The 17,250-nt window shown below is 60.6% G+C and carries 13 protein-coding genes; 5 read left to right on the forward strand and 8 right to left on the reverse strand.

All coding sequences use genetic code 11. The annotated features are described in order from the left end of the window. Positions 1 to 229 precede the first annotated feature (229 nt). From OX460_RS27990 to OX460_RS28005, 4 genes are all read left to right on the forward strand, one after another. Positions 230 to 688 (forward strand): RidA family protein, encoded by a 459-nt coding sequence (locus tag OX460_RS27990; protein WP_076571881.1) that lies wholly within the window; start codon positions 230 to 232, stop codon positions 686 to 688. A gap of 116 nt (positions 689 to 804) precedes the next feature. Further along, positions 805 to 2,235 carry an amino acid permease gene (locus tag OX460_RS27995; RefSeq protein ID WP_099666226.1) on the forward strand — a complete coding sequence of 477 codons (1,431 nt, stop codon included), beginning with the start codon at positions 805 to 807 and terminating at the stop codon, positions 2,233 to 2,235. Positions 2,236 to 2,654: 419 nt separating this feature from the next. Then, the gene (locus OX460_RS28000; protein ID WP_099666227.1) at positions 2,655 to 4,127 is read left to right on the forward strand and encodes an amino acid permease; all 1,473 of its coding nucleotides are present in this window, start codon (positions 2,655 to 2,657) and stop codon (positions 4,125 to 4,127) included. Positions 4,128 to 4,194: 67 nt separating this feature from the next. Continuing rightward, positions 4,195 to 6,144: a S9 family peptidase gene (locus OX460_RS28005; protein WP_289900608.1), complete on the forward strand. Its 1,950-nt coding sequence runs from the start codon at positions 4,195 to 4,197 to the stop codon at positions 6,142 to 6,144. 11 nt (positions 6,145 to 6,155) lie between these two features. On the opposite strand, the gene OX460_RS28010 is transcribed toward OX460_RS28005, so the two are convergent. After that, the gene (locus OX460_RS28010) at positions 6,156 to 8,306 is read right to left on the reverse strand and encodes an FUSC family membrane protein (protein ID WP_289900609.1); all 2,151 of its coding nucleotides are present in this window, start codon (positions 8,304 to 8,306) and stop codon (positions 6,156 to 6,158) included. 90 nt (positions 8,307 to 8,396) lie between these two features. Further along, positions 8,397 to 10,085, reverse strand: coding sequence for a M14 family zinc carboxypeptidase (locus tag OX460_RS28015; protein WP_289900610.1), 1,689 nt, complete (start codon positions 10,083 to 10,085; stop codon positions 8,397 to 8,399). A gap of 150 nt (positions 10,086 to 10,235) precedes the next feature. Here OX460_RS28015 and OX460_RS28020 point away from each other — a divergent pair, with 150 nt between their 5' ends. After that, entirely contained in the window at positions 10,236 to 10,814 is a 579-nt protein-coding gene (locus OX460_RS28020; protein ID WP_251351327.1) for a hypothetical protein, read from the forward strand. Between the two features lie 68 nt (positions 10,815 to 10,882). Here the strand turns inward: OX460_RS28020 and OX460_RS28025 are convergent, their stop codons facing one another. The 6 genes from OX460_RS28025 to purB all read right to left on the reverse strand — a co-directional run bounded on the left by OX460_RS28025 (position 10,883) and on the right by purB (position 17,191). After that, on the reverse strand, positions 10,883 to 13,036 hold the full coding sequence (locus tag OX460_RS28025; RefSeq protein WP_289900611.1) for a S46 family peptidase: 2,154 nt from the start codon (positions 13,034 to 13,036) through the stop codon (positions 10,883 to 10,885). 306 nt (positions 13,037 to 13,342) lie between these two features. Then, positions 13,343 to 13,612, reverse strand: a complete 270-nt coding sequence (locus tag OX460_RS28030) for a GlsB/YeaQ/YmgE family stress response membrane protein (RefSeq protein ID WP_071075198.1) — start codon at positions 13,610 to 13,612, stop codon at positions 13,343 to 13,345. Positions 13,613 to 13,785: 173 nt separating this feature from the next. Then, positions 13,786 to 14,361 carry a YceI family protein gene (locus tag OX460_RS28035; RefSeq protein ID WP_077408818.1) on the reverse strand — a complete coding sequence of 192 codons (576 nt, stop codon included), beginning with the start codon at positions 14,359 to 14,361 and terminating at the stop codon, positions 13,786 to 13,788. Between the two features lie 141 nt (positions 14,362 to 14,502). After that, complete coding sequence (locus OX460_RS28040; RefSeq protein WP_034778891.1) at positions 14,503 to 15,057, reverse strand: YceI family protein; 555 nt, start codon at positions 15,055 to 15,057, stop codon at positions 14,503 to 14,505. Between the two features lie 43 nt (positions 15,058 to 15,100). Continuing rightward, the gene (locus OX460_RS28045) at positions 15,101 to 15,625 is read right to left on the reverse strand and encodes a cytochrome b (RefSeq protein WP_289900612.1); all 525 of its coding nucleotides are present in this window, start codon (positions 15,623 to 15,625) and stop codon (positions 15,101 to 15,103) included. Positions 15,626 to 15,811: 186 nt separating this feature from the next. Then, positions 15,812 to 17,191: an adenylosuccinate lyase gene (gene purB / locus OX460_RS28050; RefSeq protein WP_289900613.1), complete on the reverse strand. Its 1,380-nt coding sequence runs from the start codon at positions 17,189 to 17,191 to the stop codon at positions 15,812 to 15,814. Between the last annotated feature and the right edge of the window lie 59 nt (positions 17,192 to 17,250).

The raw sequence follows: 17,250 nt of genomic DNA on the forward strand, positions 1-17,250 counted from the left end.
GATGCCTGGAGAGCATGCTTCATGAACCGATGCTGAATTTTGTTTGATTGTCGGTATAATCCACTGAATAACCGGGCCTATTTGTGAACTAAAACTGCTGGTTCACCAATATGATGACGTTTAATCTGGCACTGTTGTCGGTCACTGCCGCGCTGCCAGGGCGTCATCCTCCGTGCCCTGCCGTGCATGAATTTTGGTTTCGCTTATATTGTTTTCTTGGAGAAATAGCATGTCGTTTTACGAAAAACTCAAAGCCCTCAACATCGAATTGCCAGTCGTTGCCGCACCAGCTGCCGCTTACGTGATGCATGCCCGCACGGGCAACACCGTCTTCCTGTCCGGCCACCTGGCCAAGAAGGATGGCAAGGTCTGGGTGGGTCAACTGGGCAAGGACGTCACCACGGAAGAAGGCAAGATCGCCGCGCGCGGCATCGCCATCGAACTGATCGCCACATTGCAAGACGCGTGCGGCGGCGACTTGAGCAAGGTCAAGCGCATCGTCAAGGTCATGAGCCTGGTCAATTCCACTTCCGAATTCACGGAACAGCACCTGGTGACCAATGGCGCCTCGGAACTGTTCGTCGAAGTCTTCGGCGACAGCGGCAAGCACGCCCGCTCCGCCTTCGGCGTGGCGCAAATCCCGCTGGGCGCTTGCGTCGAGATCGAACTGATCGCCGAACTGGCCTGATCAGCTGAGCATGCCGGCGCCTGTCGCCGGCTCGCCTTTTCCTCCTTTCCAGCAAGAGCGGAACCGCCATTGGGGTGGAGGGATCGGTGTATTCAAGAAAAAAACGGAGACACGTAATGAAAACGAGTGAACAAGGCTTGCACCGCGGCCTGGGCGAGCGGCAGATCCGCCTGATGGCGCTGGGCGCCGCGATTGGCGTGGGCCTGTTTTTGGGTTCCGGCAATGCGATCAAGATGGCCGGTCCCGGCATCATGCTGTCGTACATCATCGGTGGCGCGGTCATCTTCATGATCATGCGCGCGCTGGGCGAAATGGCCGTGCACAATCCCGTGGCAGGTTCCTTCAGCCGCTATGCCCAGGATTACCTGGGTCCCCTGCAAGGCTATCTGACGGGCTGGAACTACTGGTTCCTGTGGCTGGTCACCTGCGTGGCGGAAATCACCGCCGTCGCCATCTACATGGGCATCTGGTTCCCCGACGTGCCGCGCTGGATCTGGGCCCTGGCGGCCCTCGGCTCCATGGGCGCGATCAACTTGCTGGCCGTGAAAGCCTACGGCGAGTTCGAATTCTGGTTTGCCCTGATCAAGGTGGTCACCATCATCCTGATGATCGTCGGCGGCACGGGCATGATCATCTTCGGTTTCGGCAATGGCGGCGTGGCCATCGGCATCTCCAACCTGTGGACGCATGGCGGTTTCTTCCCGAACGGCGCGCAGGGCGTGCTGATGTCGCTGCAGATGGTGATGTTTGCCTACCTGGGCGTGGAAATGATCGGTCTGACGGCCGGCGAAGCGGCGAACCCGAAGAAATCGATTCCCGACGCCATCAATTCCGTGTTCTGGCGCATCCTGATTTTCTATGTCGGCGCACTGTTCGTCATCCTGTCGATTTACCCATGGAATGAAATCGGCACCACCGGCAGCCCCTTCGTCATGACGTTCGAACGCCTGGGCATCAAGACGGCCGCCGGCATCATCAACTTCGTCGTGCTGACGGCAGCCTTGTCGTCGTGCAATGGCGGTATCTTCAGCACGGGCCGCATGCTGTACAACCTGGCGCTGCAAGGCCAGGCGCCGAAGGCGTTTGCGGAAACGACGGCCAGCGGCGTGCCGCGCCGCGCCATCCTGGTGTCCGTGTTTGCCCTGCTGCTGGGCGTGCTGCTGAACTACCTGGTGCCGGAAAAAGTGTTTATCTGGGTTACCTCGATTTCCACCTTCGGCGCCGTCTGGACCTGGGGCGTGATCCTCGTCACGCAAATCCAGTTCCGCAAGACCTTGACGCCGCTGGAAATCAAGAACCTGGCCTTCCGCATGCCGTTCGCGCCCTACGGTTCCTGGATTTCGCTGGCTTTCCTGGCGCTGGTGATCGGCCTGATGGCGTATTTCCCCGATACGCGCATCGCCCTGATGGTGGGACCGGCCTGGCTGATCCTGCTGACGGTGCTGTACTACGCGCTGGGCCTGGCGCCGAAAGACCGCCGCGACGACGTGCCGCAAGGCTACGAAGCGGGCTGGCCGCCGGCCGATGTGCCGCACGGCAAGAAGTAATCCAGCCTAGTTGAGCTGAATCAAAAGCGCGCCCCTGCACTTGCAGCGGCGCGCTTTTTCTTTCATATTGGCCATTCCATGCCGCACTAGCGCCAGTGCGCGTTTGATGGCGCACGCCTGGCGTTGTTTCCTTGCATCAAAGTTCTGTTTAGCTGAACCGATGAAAGCCCTATAATCGCTTAGTTTTGAAAATGGACGCGATCTTTCCGGTTTTTTGCCAGGTAGGGCCGGGGCGCCGTTTTTAAGTGTTTTTACCCGTCATGTTTCGAACGACACCTGACAAAACCGTAGCGTGCGGATGTAAGTTGTGGCTAAGAAGCGCAGCTGTGCGAATGCACAGTGAGCATCGCAGGCCGCAAATCACGACGCGCAGTAGGTTTTGGCAGGTGTTCAAGTGCATGCCTCATAAAGGAAGTCTAGTGAGCCAAACCCTGGTCCAGAAACTTTGCCGCACCAAGCCGATCGATACCACGGTCGAATATGGTGAAGGCCTCAGCAGCAGTGGCTTGAGCCGGTCCATCGGCCTGTTTTCCCTCACCATGATCGGCGTGGGCGCCACCATCGGCACGGGCATTTTCTTTACCATGGTCGAAGCAGTCCCCAAGGCGGGCCCATCGGTCGTCCTGTCTTTCCTGATCGCCGCCATCACGGCCGGCCTGACGGCCCTGTGCTATGCGGAGCTGTCGTTCCGCATTCCCGCCTCCGGCTCCTCGTATTCGTTTGCCTACGCTACCGTGGGCGAGTTCCTGGCCTTCATCATGGCCGCCTGTCTGCTGCTTGAATATGGCTTGGCGGGCAGTGCCGTGGCCATCGGCTGGTCGTCCTACCTGAATAATTTCCTGGAAAATGCCTTCGGCTGGCACATTCCCGAGATGCTGCGCACGCCGATGATCGTTTCCGGCCCGCATGGCATGGAGTTTCATGCCGGCCACATCAACTTGCCGCCCATCTTTTTGATCTGCATGTGCGGCTTTTTGCTGCTGCGCGGCGCCAAGGAATCGGCCCTGATGAACGCCATCATGGTGATCATCAAGCTGGCGATCCTCGTGTTTTTCATCGTCATCGCGTTTTCCGGCTTCAATGCCGACAATTTCTTCCCCTTCTTCAATGCCGACAACAGCAAGGGCTTTGCCGGCATGACGGGCGTGACGGCGGCGGCCGGCACCGTCTTTTTCTCCTTCATCGGCCTCGATACGGTGGCGACGGCCGGCGACGAAGTGAAAAATCCCACGCGCAATGTGCCGCGCGGCATTCTCGGCGCCTTGCTCATCGTCACCGTGTTTTATTTGCTGGTGGCCGTGGCTGCCCTGGGCGCGCAACAGGCGAAATTGTTCGAAGGCCAGGAAGCGGGCCTGGCGGTGATCCTGCAAAACGTCACGGGCAAGACCTGGCCCGCGCTGGTGTTGTCGGCCGGCGCCGTCATTTCCGTCTTCAGCGTGACCCTGGTGACGATCTACGGCCAGACGCGCATCCTGTTTGCCGTCAGCCGCGACGGTCTGATCCCGAAGTCGTTCCAGAAGATTCACCCGCGCACCCTGGTGCCGGTGAGCAATACCATCATCGTTTGCCTGGTGGTGGCCGTGGTGGCCGGTTCCGTCGATGCCACGTACCTGTGGGACATGGTCAGCATCGGTACCTTGACAGCCTTCATGGTGGTGTCGATTGCCGTGCCCGTGCTGCGCCACAAGCAGGGCGCGAACCGCATCGAAGGCTTCAGCGTGCCGTTCGGGCCGTACGTGATTCCTGGCCTCAGCGTGCTCGCTTGCCTGTACATCATGCGCGATTTGCCGCATACGACGTTTGTCGTGTTCAGTGTGTGGATGGCGGTGACGGTGGCCATTTATTTCCTGTACAGCATGCGGCATTCGCACCTGGGCAAGAAGGCCCGCTAATGCAGTCTGTTCCATCCGAAACCGCCGCACTTACCGGCGGTTTTTTTTATTTCTAACCGGAATTTACATGATGAAAATAACTGATCTGGCCGCTTGCGGCTTGCTGGCAAGCAGCCTTCTGGGCACCCTGGCACAGGCCGCTCCTGCCACCGAGCCGGCCTTGCGCGATTACCGTGCCGTCGCCCTGTCGGCCAATGGCCAGCGCATCGCCGCCATCGAATCGAGCAGGGCGGGCGAACAGCCGCAGCGTCCGCACGCGGTCATCGTCGTGCGCGACGCCGCCAACGGCGCCATCGTGCAGCAATTCGATCCGTGCGCCGTGTGTTCCTACGACAAGCCCAGCTGGTCGCCCGATGGCCGGCAGCTGGCTTTTGTCGGCTACGACGCCAAGGCGGGCACGGCGCAGCTGTACCTGGCCACGATGACACAGGCGCAAGCCCAGGTATTGACGAGCATCAAAGGTGTGGCCAGTACGGCGCGCTGGTCGCCGGATGGCAAGCAGCTGGCCCTGCTCGCGACGGTGGGCGCGCGCAAGCTGGCCGGCGCCGTGGAAGCGGGTGCGCGCCAGGTGGGCGAAGTGGGCAGCGAAGACGATGCCCAGCGCATCGCCGTCGTGCCGGCCAGCGGCGGCGAGCCGCGTCTGCTGTCCCCAGGCGACACCTATGTGTATGAATACAGCTGGACGCCCGATGGCCGCGGCTTTGTCGCCACCAGCGCGCAAGGCAATGGCGACAGCAACTGGTGGGTCGCCAAGCTCAGCCATATTGATGCGGCCACGGGCGCCTTGCGCGTGATCGCGTCGCCGGCCATGCAGCTGAACCTGCCATCGGTCTCGCCGGATGGCAAGACGGTGGTTTTCATCGGCGGCCTGATGAGCGATTTCGGCTCCATCGGCGGCGATATCTACACCGTACCGCTGGCCGGCGGCACGCCGCGCAATCTCACGCCAGACTATCGCGGCACCTTCAATGGCGTCGTCTGGCGCGGCGCCGGCTTGCTGGCAACGGCCCTGATCGATTCGCAGCTGGCGCTGGTGCCCGTCGATGCGCAAAGCGGCCCGGCCCGGCCTGTGCTGCTCGGTGAGCTCAGCAGCAGCGGCAGCGATGGCCGCCTGTCGTTCAGCGCCGATGGCCGTCACGCCGCTGCCGCCCAGGAAGATTTTACGCACGCCAGCTACCTAGTGGCGGGACCGGTGGGGCAGTTGAAAAAGATTACGCGCGACAATGACGGTTTTGCGCCGCAACTGACGGTGCAGAACGTGGGCTGGAACAACGAGCAATACAAGGTGCAAGGCTGGCTGCTGGGGCCGTTGAAGGCGGACGCAGGCAAGCGCTACCCGATGATCGTCAACGTGCATGGCGGCCCGGGCGCCGCCGCCTCGCCCCGTTACGTGGGAGCGAACACCCTGATCCATGAATTGACGCAAAAGGGCTATTTCGTCTTCCTGCCCAATCCGCGCGGCAGCTTTGGCCAGGGCCAGGCCTTTACGCGCGCCAACATGGCTGACTTCGGCGGCGGCGACTGGCGCGACATCCTGGCCGGCATTGATGCCGCGCAAAAAGTGGCGCCCATCGATGGGGACCGCCTGGGCCTGATCGGCCATTCGTATGGCGGCTTCATGACCATGTGGGGCGTCACGCATAGCGACCGTTTCAAGGCGGCCGTGGCGGGCGCGGGCGTGTCGAACTGGATCAGCTATTACGGCCAGAACGGCATCAACCAATGGATGATCCCGTTCTTTGGCGCCTCCGCGTATGACAATCACGCCGTCTACCGCAAGGCTTCACCCATCGAATCGATCAAGGCGGCCAAGACGCCGACCCTGATCTACGTGGGTGAGCGCGACGTGGAAACGCCGGCCGCCCAGTCGCTGGAATTCTGGCACGGCTTGCGCGCCATGGGCGTACCGTCCAGCCTGTTCATCTACGATGGCGAAGGCCATTCTTTCCGCAAGCCCGAGCATCAGCGCGACTTGCAGAAGCGCACCATCGGCTGGTTTGAGCAGTATCTGAAGTAAGTTGCGCCGGCTTAGCGCGGCGCTACAATATTCACGATCGCCGCGCTATGTATCACGATCTTGTCTGCATCTGCCTGTAACAAGCGGATGCGGCGCTGCACCAGCGGCCAGCCCGACCAGGCCACGTCGCTGACGGGCGGTGCGGCAGGCGCGGCCAGCGGGGCGCTGATGGCGGCCTTGTTATCGAGCTGTTCCAGTGCGCGCGACAGGGTCAGACACACTTGCGTATGGCTGTGGCTGAGCAGGGCGTTGACGGGCGCGACGGGCAGCTGGCTGGCATGCCGGCCCAGGATGGAGCGCAGCGCCGCCACGTGGGCGACCAATAAATAATTTTGCACGATGAACAGGTTGATGTCTTCCACGGCCCGCTGCTTGCTGGCCGGTTCATCGAGCATGCGCACCAGCGCCGAGCTGAGTGCGGCCAGGCTGTCCATCAGGCGCTTGCGCTCGATGCGGTAGGCGAAGTCATCGAAACATTTCCCCTGCAGCAGCGCGAAGCTGGCCTGCATATAGCTCACATTCACATTCAGCACCTGGCGCACCAGCCGTGGCAGGCTCTGGTATTCCCAATTGGCCAGCACGAAGCTGAACACGGTCGCCACTGCCGCGCCGATCAGGGTGTCGATCAGGCGCTCGCTGACGAGGTTCGGGTTGCTGGGCGCCACCAGGTGCATTTGCAGCAGAATCATCAGGCTCACGGCGATGGCCGTGTAGCGGTAGCGCAAATAGATGAAGGTGGGCGTGGCCACGATGGAGAGGAACAGGATGGCCATCAGTACGATATTGCTGTGCACGAAGCGGATCACGATGGCCGTGATGATGCAGCCGATGATGGTGCCGATGATGCGGTCGGCGCGGCGCTGGCGCGTCATGCTGAACGTGGGGCGCAGGATGATGACGATGGTCAATACGATCCAGTAGCTGTGCGCCGCATATGGCAGCCAGTGTCCGATCAGCAATCCCACCGAGATGGCCATCGAGACGCGCAGGGCGAAGCGGAACACGGGCGAGTCCAGGCGCAGGTTCGACAGCAGGGTTTTCAGTTCGTATTTCTGCTGCGACAGGAACGGCGCCATGTCCGCACCGCTCCAGAACGGCACGTTGTCATACACTTTCTGGCTGGCCAGGTGCAATTCCGCGATCATTTTCAGAATGGCGCGGATCTTGTTGCGCTGCGCGCGCAGGGTAGCCAGCGCTTCCTGCGCAGCATCGCCTTTTGCGTGCAGACGGGCAATTTCCTCTTCGATATCGGCCCATTCCTTGTCGTAACTGATCTGCGCATACGAGGCACGCTTGCGCGTGACGGCGTAGGCCACGGCTTCGATGTCGCGCGCCGCTTTGTAGGCCAGGTCGTGCAAGGATTTCAGCACGTCGGAGTCCGCCAGGTGCTGGCGCAGCAGCGCGTAATCCGTGTGCGTGGAGAGTATCAGTTCATACAGATCCAGCATGCACACGTGCACCTGCACGACGATAGCATCCTTGCTGTTCTTGTGGCTGCGCAAAATCAAGTCGCGCGATGCCTGCTGGCGGTCGGCCAGGATGCTTTGATGGCGCACAAGCTTGTTGAACTGTTCCGTCAGGTTAAAACGCGTGTCGTAGAAATCGGCCTTGATATCGATGTAGGCGGCCAGTTCGAACAGGGCTTCGGCCAGCACTTGCTGCTTGATGCGGTGGCGCAAGACCCAGGCGATGGCCATGGCGTACGCCAGATAGATGAGGCCGCCGAGCATGAACAGGCCCGCATGGTGGAACGATTGCTGCCATGTCATCTGGTGCTCCATCGACATGGTCATGATGAACAGGGCGGCCAGCTGCAAGGGCATGGATTTCTTGCCGTACACCACCATCATGCTGGCGAGGAAACTCACGAGCACGAGCACCGTCATCAACAGCCACTGCACGGGGCCGCACAGGCTGATTAACAAAGTGACGGCACTGCACAGCAGCACAGAAGCGAGCATTTCATTGAACTTGTGGCGCAGCGGGCTTGGCATGTCCATCAGGGTCGTGCACAGGGCGCCGATGCACACCGTCATGGCGGTGGCGCTGTCGCTGATTTCCTGGGTCAGCAAGGCCAGGCCGACGAGACCGATGGCCACGCGCAAGCCCAGGTAAAAATAATGGCTGTAAATAAAGGTGCGCAGGTTCAGTGCGTAGTGCATGGGATTACCTTGTGGGCAGGGCACAGAAAGAGGCGCCGCACCGGGGTCTCCGATGCGGCGCCAGGATGTTGCAGTCGCTACAGCCTTGATTTACATCAGGGCAATTACGGGATATCTACGCCATTCCGGCTCGGCAAAGCGCTGGCAGTGTGCAAAGATGAAATTCAGCACGGCTTCCTGATTGCTCAGCAGGGCGGGATTCGCTGCTTTCCACTCGGCAAACTTGGCGGCCAGCGCCGGCTCGTCGCGCAGCAGTTCGGAAGCCATGTCTTCGAACACGTAATCGGAAAACGCTTCTTTCTTCTCCAGCACGCTGTTGAAGAAACCCCAGCGGAAGAAGCTGTCGTGCGCCTGCGGCTCCAGGGTTTCCACGGCGTAGCGGGCGTTGTCCTGGTCCAGGCTGACGACATAATCGCCTGCCTGCACGGTGAACTGGCCCGTGCGCGCTTCCAGTTCCACATTGTCGTGGAACATGTGGCCTTCGTAGGCCGTGGCCCGCGTGCCGACGTCGGTGATGTGGTAGTAGCGCGCCGTTAGCGTCTGTTCGGTGGTGATGCGGTGCATTTCGACGCCGTTCCAGCGCAGCCGTTCGATGACTTCGCGCCACGCTTGCGGCACGATATAGGCTTTCGGCGCGGCCACGGTGACGTCCGCATCGAAGCGGTTGTAATACTTGATATCGCGTTCCCACGGCTGCGAGCGGTCGTAGGACAGGCGCTGGTAGTCGCCCAGCAGACTCGGCGTGTATTGCGCCGCATAGCCCTTGAAGGGGAAGGTCGACGGCTGTTCTTCATTCATGGTCCAGTGGATCGGCCACGCGGCTTGCGTGCGGCCGGCCGCCTTCGCTTGCGCGCGCAGCTGCTTGATCTGTTCGCCATGTTTGACCGTGAACGCCATGGTGATGTCGAGCAGGGCGCGCATGGATGCGTAGCGGTCGGCAAACGGTTTCAGCATGTGCGTTTCCGGCATGAAACCGATGACGTGATGCAAGGCCGCAAAACCCGTCGAGAAACGGGGCACTTCGAGGAATTCGGCGATGCCGTGGTCGGGACTGTCCTTGACGGGATTCACATACGGGCAGGTGGGCCAGCCGGCCTGTTCCATCTGCGCAAAGATGTGCGGCAGCATGGTGTCTTGCAGGAAGGGACCCAGACCATTGCCCAGCTTATCCGTCTGCGTGTGGATCAGGGTCATAGTGTACGGATAGTCGGCGCCGTTCGACGTGTGCGTGTCGACCATCACGTCCGGGTCCCAGCTGGCCAGCAGGCGGTTGAACACTTGCGCGTTCAGGCTGTCGCACTTGATGAAATCGCGGTTCAAGTCCAGGTGGCGGCTGTTGCCGCGGAAACCGAATTGCTCCGGGCCATCCTGGTTCACGCGCGACGTGTTGGCGCGGTTCAGGCTGCCATCGACGTTGTAGATCGGAATGAACAGCAATACCGTGCTGCCCAGCGCCGCCAGGCGCTCCGGCTGCGTGCAGAGGTCGCGCACGATGGCCATGCAGGCGTCGATGCCTTCCGGTTCGCCCGGGTGGATGCCGTTATTGTTGAAGAATACGGTGCGGCCTGCGCGCTTGATTTGCTCGCGGTCAAACACGCCGTCCGCGCTGACGACGCCAGCGTGGATGGGCACGCCCGAGTCGGACAGGCCGATCTGTTCGAAATGCAGCACCTGCGGATAGCGTGCGGCAAGATCTTGATAGAAGGTGATGCATTCCAGCCAGGTCGTGGTCTGGTTGTGGTTACCGAGTTCGTAGGTCGTGCGCAAGTCTGGTGGCATAGCGGTCTGAGTCTGGGAGGGGGAAGGCGCGCTGGGTAAGTACGCCCGCTAGGGGCCAATTGTAGCACCGGCGCTCCTGCCTTGAGGCGCCGCAGGGGCTCGTTGCCATACTTGTGTTATGAATACGTTTCACGCGCAAGGGGAGGCGGCATGGGCAAGGCGGCGATGGCAGCGATGGCGGCGCTGGTGTGGGGGATCGGCCTGGCGGCGCAGGCGGCGCCATTGCGCTTGCCTGCGGGCAAGGAACCGGTGGCGCAGGGCGGATCCGTCACGGCCGTTGCGCAGGGCGCGTTGATACGCTACCGGGGCTGGTTGCTGGCCATCGATGGCGCCGTGCCGGAAGAGCGGCCTGACATCGTGCTGACGTCGGCGGATGCGCGCCACGCGCCGCTGCTGCAGATCGGCGCCACGCAGCGCACCTTGCCCCTGTGGTCGGCCTTCGAGCTCGTCAAGGGAAGCGCGCGCCTGCGCATCACGGCATTGCCGGGGCTTGAAGCGCTTCCCGCGCTGCTGCTGGACTTTGGCGAGAGCGATTACCGCATCGTGATTCCCGCCGCCCCCATCGAACGGCAAGCCTATCCGTTGCTGGCGCAGCGCTTTCCCGGCGCCGACCTGGCCCTGCTGCTGCAGGATGGCCGGCGGGTTATGTTGCCGCTGGGAAGTAGCAGCGCGCAAGTGTTTGGCGCAGAGCAAGCCGTGCCTTACCGTTTTACCAAAGTAAAACGTTAGGCGAAAAAAAGCCACTCCCGCAGGAGTGGCTCAGGCTAAAGCGCCCGTTGCCGGGTTATTGCTTTTTGTTATTCAGCGCCCATTTCTTTCAGCAGGTTATCCGCGTGGTCGATGTGTTTCATGTTCCACAACATGTAGCGCAGGTCGACCTGGATCGAACGGGTGTTGGCCTTGTTGTAGTCCCAATCGGAAATGATCGAGTCCAAGGTGCCATCGAAGGCCAGACCGATGAATTCGCCTTTCGAGTTCAGCGCAGCCGAACCGGAATTGCCGCCGGTGATGTCCAGGGTCGCCAGGTAGTCGACCGGCACGGTTTTCAGCTTCGGATCGACGAATTTACCGAAGTCCTTGGCTTTGATCGCGGCCAGTTGATTTGCCGGTGCATTGAACTCGCCCTGGCCCGTGGCTTTGGCCACGACGCCATTGACGGTGGTGAACGCGGTCCAGGTGGTGCCGTCGGCGCCATGGTCACGGCCGGCAACGCGGCCGAAGGTGACGCGCAGGGTGCTGTTGGCGTCAGGATAGACGGCTTGGCCTTTGCTCTTCATGAAGGCAATTTTTGCTTTCATGTAGTTGGCGTAGGCTTGCTGGATCTTGCCGGCCAGTTCTTCGTCTTCCGCTTCGTTTTTCAGCGAATCCGGATACATGGCGACGGCTGCCTGGATGAAGCTGTCCTTGCTGGCCTGGAATTCGGCTGGCGTGCGTTTCAGCCATGCTGCGCGCTCGGCCTTGTCGGCCAGCTTGCTGCCCGCATACAGTTTGTCCAGGGCGGCGGACAGGTCGGCTTGCGACATGCCGTCCTTGATGCCGATGGCGGCGTCAAAGCTGGCGCGGCGCTGTGCTGCCGGTTGCGCGGCGTACTTGGTCAGGCTGTTCAGTACCAGCGCCTTGTCGACTTTTTCATCGTAGGTGCGCTCGACCGACGTGATGCCCGCTTCCAGGCGTGGCAAGTCGCGCGACTGGTAGCCGGACTTGCGTTCCGTGTCGGCCTTGGTGCTTTCGTTGGACAGACGGTACAGGCTGCGTGCCGTGTTCAGCAGGCGTGGCTGTGCGTAGCCCAGGAAGAAATCGCGCTTGGTGTCGGCATCGCGCTCGGCGATCAGCTTTTCCACTTGCTCGATGTCACCGGCAAATTCCGCCTTGCGGGCAGCATTCGCGTTGACCCAGGTTTTCAGGGCTTCATGTTCTGCCGTCTTGCGTGCCAGGAAGTCGCTGCCCGCGTACGAATCGAGCATGCCTTGGCGGTTCTTGTAGTAATTGTTCACGCCAGCCACCTGGCCCGCGTATTTCAGGGCAACATCCTTGTTGTCCTTGGTTTCGCGCGCGATGATGGCCAGGGTTTCGCCCGACGCTTTCACGAAGGCCGGGTAGTTCCAGTCAAACGTGAACGCCACTTCCGATGGCAGGCGGTGACGGTTGGTGCGGCCAGGGTAGCCCAGCGCCATCACGAAATCGCCTTCTTTCAAGCCATCCTTGGCCAGTTTCAGCACGTGTTTTGGCTGGTACGGCACGTTGTCCTTGCTGAAGTCGGCAGCTTTGCCGTCTTTGCTGACGTAGGCGCGGTAGAAACCGTAGTCGCCCGTGTGGCGTGGCCACATCCAGTTGTCGGTGTCGCCGCCGAACTTGCCCACGCCGGCCGGAGGCGCGTGCACCAGGCGCACGTCGCGGATTTCCAGTTGCTTGATCAGGTAGAACTCCAGGCCGCCGTAGTAGCTCGACACGGTGCAGCGGAAACCCGCTTCTTTTTCGCATTCGGCGACCAGTTTCTTCTGGTTTTTCTCGATCGCGTCGATGCGTGCCTTGCCTTGCAGCTTGGCCACGTCGGCGGTGATGATCTTGTCGCTGACATTGGTCACGGCGGAGGTGACGAAGATGCGGCTGCCTGGGGCGGCCGGCAATTCTTCAGCGAAGGTCTTGGCCAGGAAACCGTTGGCCAGCAAATCGCGCTCTTTGGTCGAATTGACCGCTACGCTGTTGTAGACGCAATGGTGGTTGGTGGCAACCAGGCCTTGCGGCGAGACGAACGAGGCCGAGCAACCGCCCAGGCTGACGATGGCGCCCATCGGGAACTCGGTCAGTTTGGTCAGGGTGGTCGGATCGAGTTTCAGTCCGGCCGCTTTCAGTTCCTTGGCTACTTGTGGCAGCTGTTGGGGCATCCACATGCCTTCGTCGGCGTGTGCGAAGTTGCTCAGGATAGCGAGCGCGATTAAAGATTTTTTCATTCGAGTTCTAGTCTTTTACATGAAGGGAAGTCGGAACCAACGTGTACCCAGTGTTTTTTCTCAGCGGGCGACCTAGAGTATCCGCACCGAACTCGCACTAGTCAATCACATTTTCCCGGCGGCATGTTTGTGGTTGCTTGTTTAAATGGCACTATTTTCGACATTGCAGGGGGAGAAAGCGGCTGCCAGCGGGCATTTTCCCGTACCTCGGCTGTGGTATTGTCCATACAATTGTCCTGGCAGCAATAAAAATGGCCAGGCGCCTGCGCGGCCCGGCCATTTGCGGATGTGCTGCTTTTGGTCTGCTTAGCGTATTTTGCCGCGGCGCAAAAGATTCACGATGCCCAGCAGGATCACGGCGCCCAGGAACGAGACGAGCAGCGAAGACAGGCTGAAATTGTCGCTGTTGATGGTACCCGTGCCGAACAGGGGCGCCAGCAGCCAGCCGCCCAGGAAGGCGCCGACGATACCGACGACGATATTGAGGAAGATGCCCTGTTGCGCATCCGTTTTCATGACCATGCTGGCCAGCCAGCCGATGACACCGCCAATAACGATCCAGATAATGAAATTCATGTAATCCTCCGCGCGATGGATGAGTGGTTGTGCCAGAGCGGTGCGGCCTGCACGTCATGGCAAATTGATACTGATGCCGCACGATAGAAAAGTCCAGCGGATTCGCATGGCGCATGCAAAAGCCCGCCTGGCTGCGGGCAGCGAGGCGGGCTTGTCATGCGGCAAGGCAGTGTTTAATCGGCCTTGATGGCTTCCACCTGGATGGCCAGCTTGACTTCCGGCGAGAACGCCGGCATGCCGTAGTTCAAGCCAAAGTCGCTGCGCTTGAATTCTGCCGTGGCATCGGCGCCGCACACTTCACGCTTGTAGCGCGGGTGCATGATGCACTTGAACTTGCTTACGTTCAACTTGACGGGCTTGGTCACGCCCAGCAGGGTCAGTTCGCCATCGACTTCCACCAGCTGCTCGCCGTTGAACTTGAGCGACTTGCTCTTGTAGGTGATTTCAGGGAATTTCTCGACGTTGAACATGTCCGCTTTCTTCGCGTGCGTGTTCATGGCGTCCAGGCCGAAGTCGATCGAATCGGCATCGATGACGAGGTCCAGGCTGCCTGCCTTGGCGGCGCGGTCCAGGGTGACCGTCCCCTTGGTCTTGTTGAACTTGCCACGCCACACGGACATGCCCATGTGATCGGCTTCGAAGCTGGGGAAGGTGTGCGTCGGGTCGAGGTTGTAGGTGTCGGTAGCGGCCATGGCCGAACCGGCGCCGGCGGCTGCCAGCACGGCGATCATCAAGTGCTTAAGTTTCATCAATATCCTAAAAAGAATCGGTTGGTGGTGTGATTTTAATCAGTAACGGTTGAAAAACGTTCAGGGCAAGGCGCCTTGCCGAAGGCAGTACGCACGTACGGCCAGGCAAGAGCAACGCAGCCATGGACGTTTTCTCAGGTGTTACTGCGCAGCGACGTGGAACTTGATGGTGACCTCGTCGGCAACCATGCTCGTGTCTTTCCACTCGCCTTCGCCGATGTTGTAGGTCAGGCGCTTGATCGGCAGGGCGCCGTCGAACGCATATTTACCGCCGTCGGCTTTCACCGTCAGGGGGAAGGTCACGTCGGTGGTCTTGCCTTTGATGCTCAGCTTGCCGCTGACCGTCAGCTTGCCCGCGCCGGCGGCCTTGATGCTGCTCGAGACGAAGGTGGCTTTAGGGAACTGGGCCGCGTTGAACCATTCTTTCTTGGCCACTTCCTTGTTGTATTCCGGGTCGCCGATATCGATGCTGGCCGTCTCGATTTCCACCGATGCTTTCGACGCATCCGGCGTGGCCGGGTTGTAATCGATGGCGATATTGAATTTCTTGAACTTCGCTTCCACGGGCACGTTCATTTGCTTGAACACGGCCGACACGCTGGTCTTGGCGGGATCGACTTTCAGCAGGGTGGCGGCAGTGGCGGCCACGGACAGGCCGAGCAGGGAAGCGAGGACGATGCGTTGGGTGGTTTTCATCTTATTTTTCCTGGAGTTTCAGTGAGCAAGGGTGAAGTCGGTGTTATGGCAGCATGCGTTTAAGTACGCCGTCTTTGTCGATAAATTGATGCTTCAGCGCCGCCAGCACATGGGCGGCCACGGCGGCGGCCATCGTCATGTTCAGAACATAATGAATCTCTTTTAAAAGCGGCTTAAGTTCCGGGTTCGGCGCCATGATGACGGGCAGCTGGAACAGGCCCAGGTAGACCACGGGCACGCCGGCGGCCAGGGTGTACAGGTAGCCGGAGACGGGCACGGCGAAGATCAGGATGTACAGCAGCACGTGCATGGCGTCGGCCGCCTTCTTTTGCCAGGCCACCATGCTGGCAGGGTGCGGCGGCGGCACGTTGGCCTTGCGCCACAACAGGCGGATGGCGGCGATGGCCAGCACGGTCACGCCCAGCCACTTATGCCACGAAAAATATTTGAGTTTGGTGGGCGTCAGGCCGGGAATATCGACCATGACCAGGCCCATGACGAAGGCGCTGATGATCAGCAGGGCGGTCAGCCAGTGCAGGATGATGGCGGTGGTGGTGTAGCGTTGCATCGACGGCTTTCTTGAAAGTAGTACGTGTTAGGACTAATTCGACCTAATATACCAAAGAAAAGCAAATTGCGCTGCGTGCTGCAGATTCTACAAGAAAGATTGCCGGAAAAACCGCGGGGCGGGCAGCATTTGTGTGCTGGCCGCCCCGCGGGAGTGGGATCGTGAGGATCCCCATGTGGAAACTGCTTAGATGGCTTTGGCCAATTGCGCGGCGATACCGATGTAGTTAGCCGGCGTCATGGTCAGGAGCACGTCCTTGGCATCCTGCGGAATGGCCAGGCCATTGACGAAGGTTTGCAGCGCTTCTTTCGAGATGCCCTTGCCGCGCGTCAGCTCTTTCAGCTGCTCGTACGGGTTTTCGATGCCATAGCGGCGCATCACGGTTTGCACGGGCTCGGCCAGCACTTCCCACGTCGCGTCCAGGTCTTGCGCCAGGCGCGCATGGTTCACTTCCAGCTTGTTCAGGCCGCGCAGGCAGCTGTCATAGGCCAGCAGGGTGTAGCCCAGGCCCACGCCGATGTTGCGCAGCACGGTCGAATCGGTCAGGTCGCGCTGCATGCGCGAGACGGGCAGTTTTTCCGACAGGTGTTTCAGCACGGCGTTGGCCAGGCCCAGGTTGCCTTCCGAGTTTTCGAAGTCGATCGGGTTGACTTTGTGCGGCATGGTCGAGGAACCGATTTCTCCCGCTTTCAGTTTCTGCTTGAAGTAGCCCAGCGACACGTACGTCCAGATGTCGCGGTTCAGGTCCAGCAAGATCGTGTTGGCGCGCGCGAAGGCGTCGAACAGTTCGGCCATGTAGTCGTGCGGCTCGATCTGGATGGTGTACGGATTGAACACCAGGCCCAGGCGCTGTTCGATGACGGCCTGCGAGAATGCCGGCCAGTCGAAGCCGGGGTAGGCGGACAGGTGGGCGTTGTAGTTGCCGACGGCGCCATTCATCTTGCCGAGGATTTCCACTTGCTCGATGCGTTTTACGGCGCGCTGCAGGCGGGCCACGACGTTGGCAAATTCCTTGCCCAGGGTGGTCGGGCTGGCCGTCTGGCCGTGCGTGCGCGACAGCATCGGCACGTCCGCATTGTCGTGCGCGATTTGCGTCAGCTTGGCCACCAGGCCGTTCAAGGCCGGCAGCATCACGCCATCGCGGGCCGCTTTCAGCATCATGCCGTGCGAAGTGTTGTTGATGTCTTCCGAGGTGCAGGCGAAATGGATGAATTCCGACGCCGCCACCAGTTCCGGCACGTCCGCCACTTGTTCCTTCAGCCAGTACTCGACGGCCTTGACGTCATGGTTGGTGACCGCTTCGATGGCCTTGATGCGGGCCGCGTCGGCTTCCGAGAAGTCGGCTGCCATCTTGTCGAGCAGGGCGGTCGCTTCTGCCGAAAAAGGCTTGATTTCGGCGAAACCGGCTTGCGACAGCGCTTGCAGCCAGGAGATTTCCACTTTCACGCGGTGGTGCATGAAACCGGCTTCGGACAGGATCGGGCGCAGCAGATCGGTCTTGCTGGCGTAGCGGCCATCGAGCGGAGACAGGGCCGACAGCGTGGAATACGGAGTAGTAGAAGTCATGAGAGCGGACGCAAGTTAAAGAAACGGTTGGCGTGTGGCGCGCGGGGAGGGCAGGGCTA

The organism is Janthinobacterium sp. SUN033 (genome assembly GCF_030397595.1).
GTDB classification, from domain to species: domain Bacteria; phylum Pseudomonadota; class Gammaproteobacteria; order Burkholderiales; family Burkholderiaceae_D; genus Janthinobacterium; species Janthinobacterium kumbetense.

Bases quoted from the DNA above. Each gene is read 5' to 3' on its own strand.
- OX460_RS27990 (WP_076571881.1), top strand. From the start codon at position 230: ATGTCGTTTTACGAAAAACTCAAAGCCCTCAACATCGAATTGCCAGTC.
- OX460_RS27995 (WP_099666226.1), top strand. From the start codon at position 805: ATGAAAACGAGTGAACAAGGCTTGCACCGCGGCCTGGGCGAGCGGCAG.
- OX460_RS28005 (WP_289900608.1), top strand. From the start codon at position 4,195: ATGATGAAAATAACTGATCTGGCCGCTTGCGGCTTGCTGGCAAGCAGC.
- OX460_RS28010 (WP_289900609.1), bottom strand. From the start codon at position 8,306: ATGCACTACGCACTGAACCTGCGCACCTTTATTTACAGCCATTATTTT.
- OX460_RS28015 (WP_289900610.1), bottom strand. From the start codon at position 10,085: ATGCCACCAGACTTGCGCACGACCTACGAACTCGGTAACCACAACCAG.
- OX460_RS28020 (WP_251351327.1), top strand. From the start codon at position 10,236: ATGGGCAAGGCGGCGATGGCAGCGATGGCGGCGCTGGTGTGGGGGATC.
- OX460_RS28025 (WP_289900611.1), bottom strand. From the start codon at position 13,036: ATGAAAAAATCTTTAATCGCGCTCGCTATCCTGAGCAACTTCGCACAC.
- OX460_RS28030 (WP_071075198.1), bottom strand. From the start codon at position 13,612: ATGAATTTCATTATCTGGATCGTTATTGGCGGTGTCATCGGCTGGCTG.
- OX460_RS28035 (WP_077408818.1), bottom strand. From the start codon at position 14,361: ATGAAACTTAAGCACTTGATGATCGCCGTGCTGGCAGCCGCCGGCGCC.
- OX460_RS28040 (WP_034778891.1), bottom strand. From the start codon at position 15,057: ATGAAAACCACCCAACGCATCGTCCTCGCTTCCCTGCTCGGCCTGTCC.
- OX460_RS28045 (WP_289900612.1), bottom strand. From the start codon at position 15,625: ATGCAACGCTACACCACCACCGCCATCATCCTGCACTGGCTGACCGCC.
- purB (WP_289900613.1), bottom strand. From the start codon at position 17,191: ATGACTTCTACTACTCCGTATTCCACGCTGTCGGCCCTGTCTCCGCTC.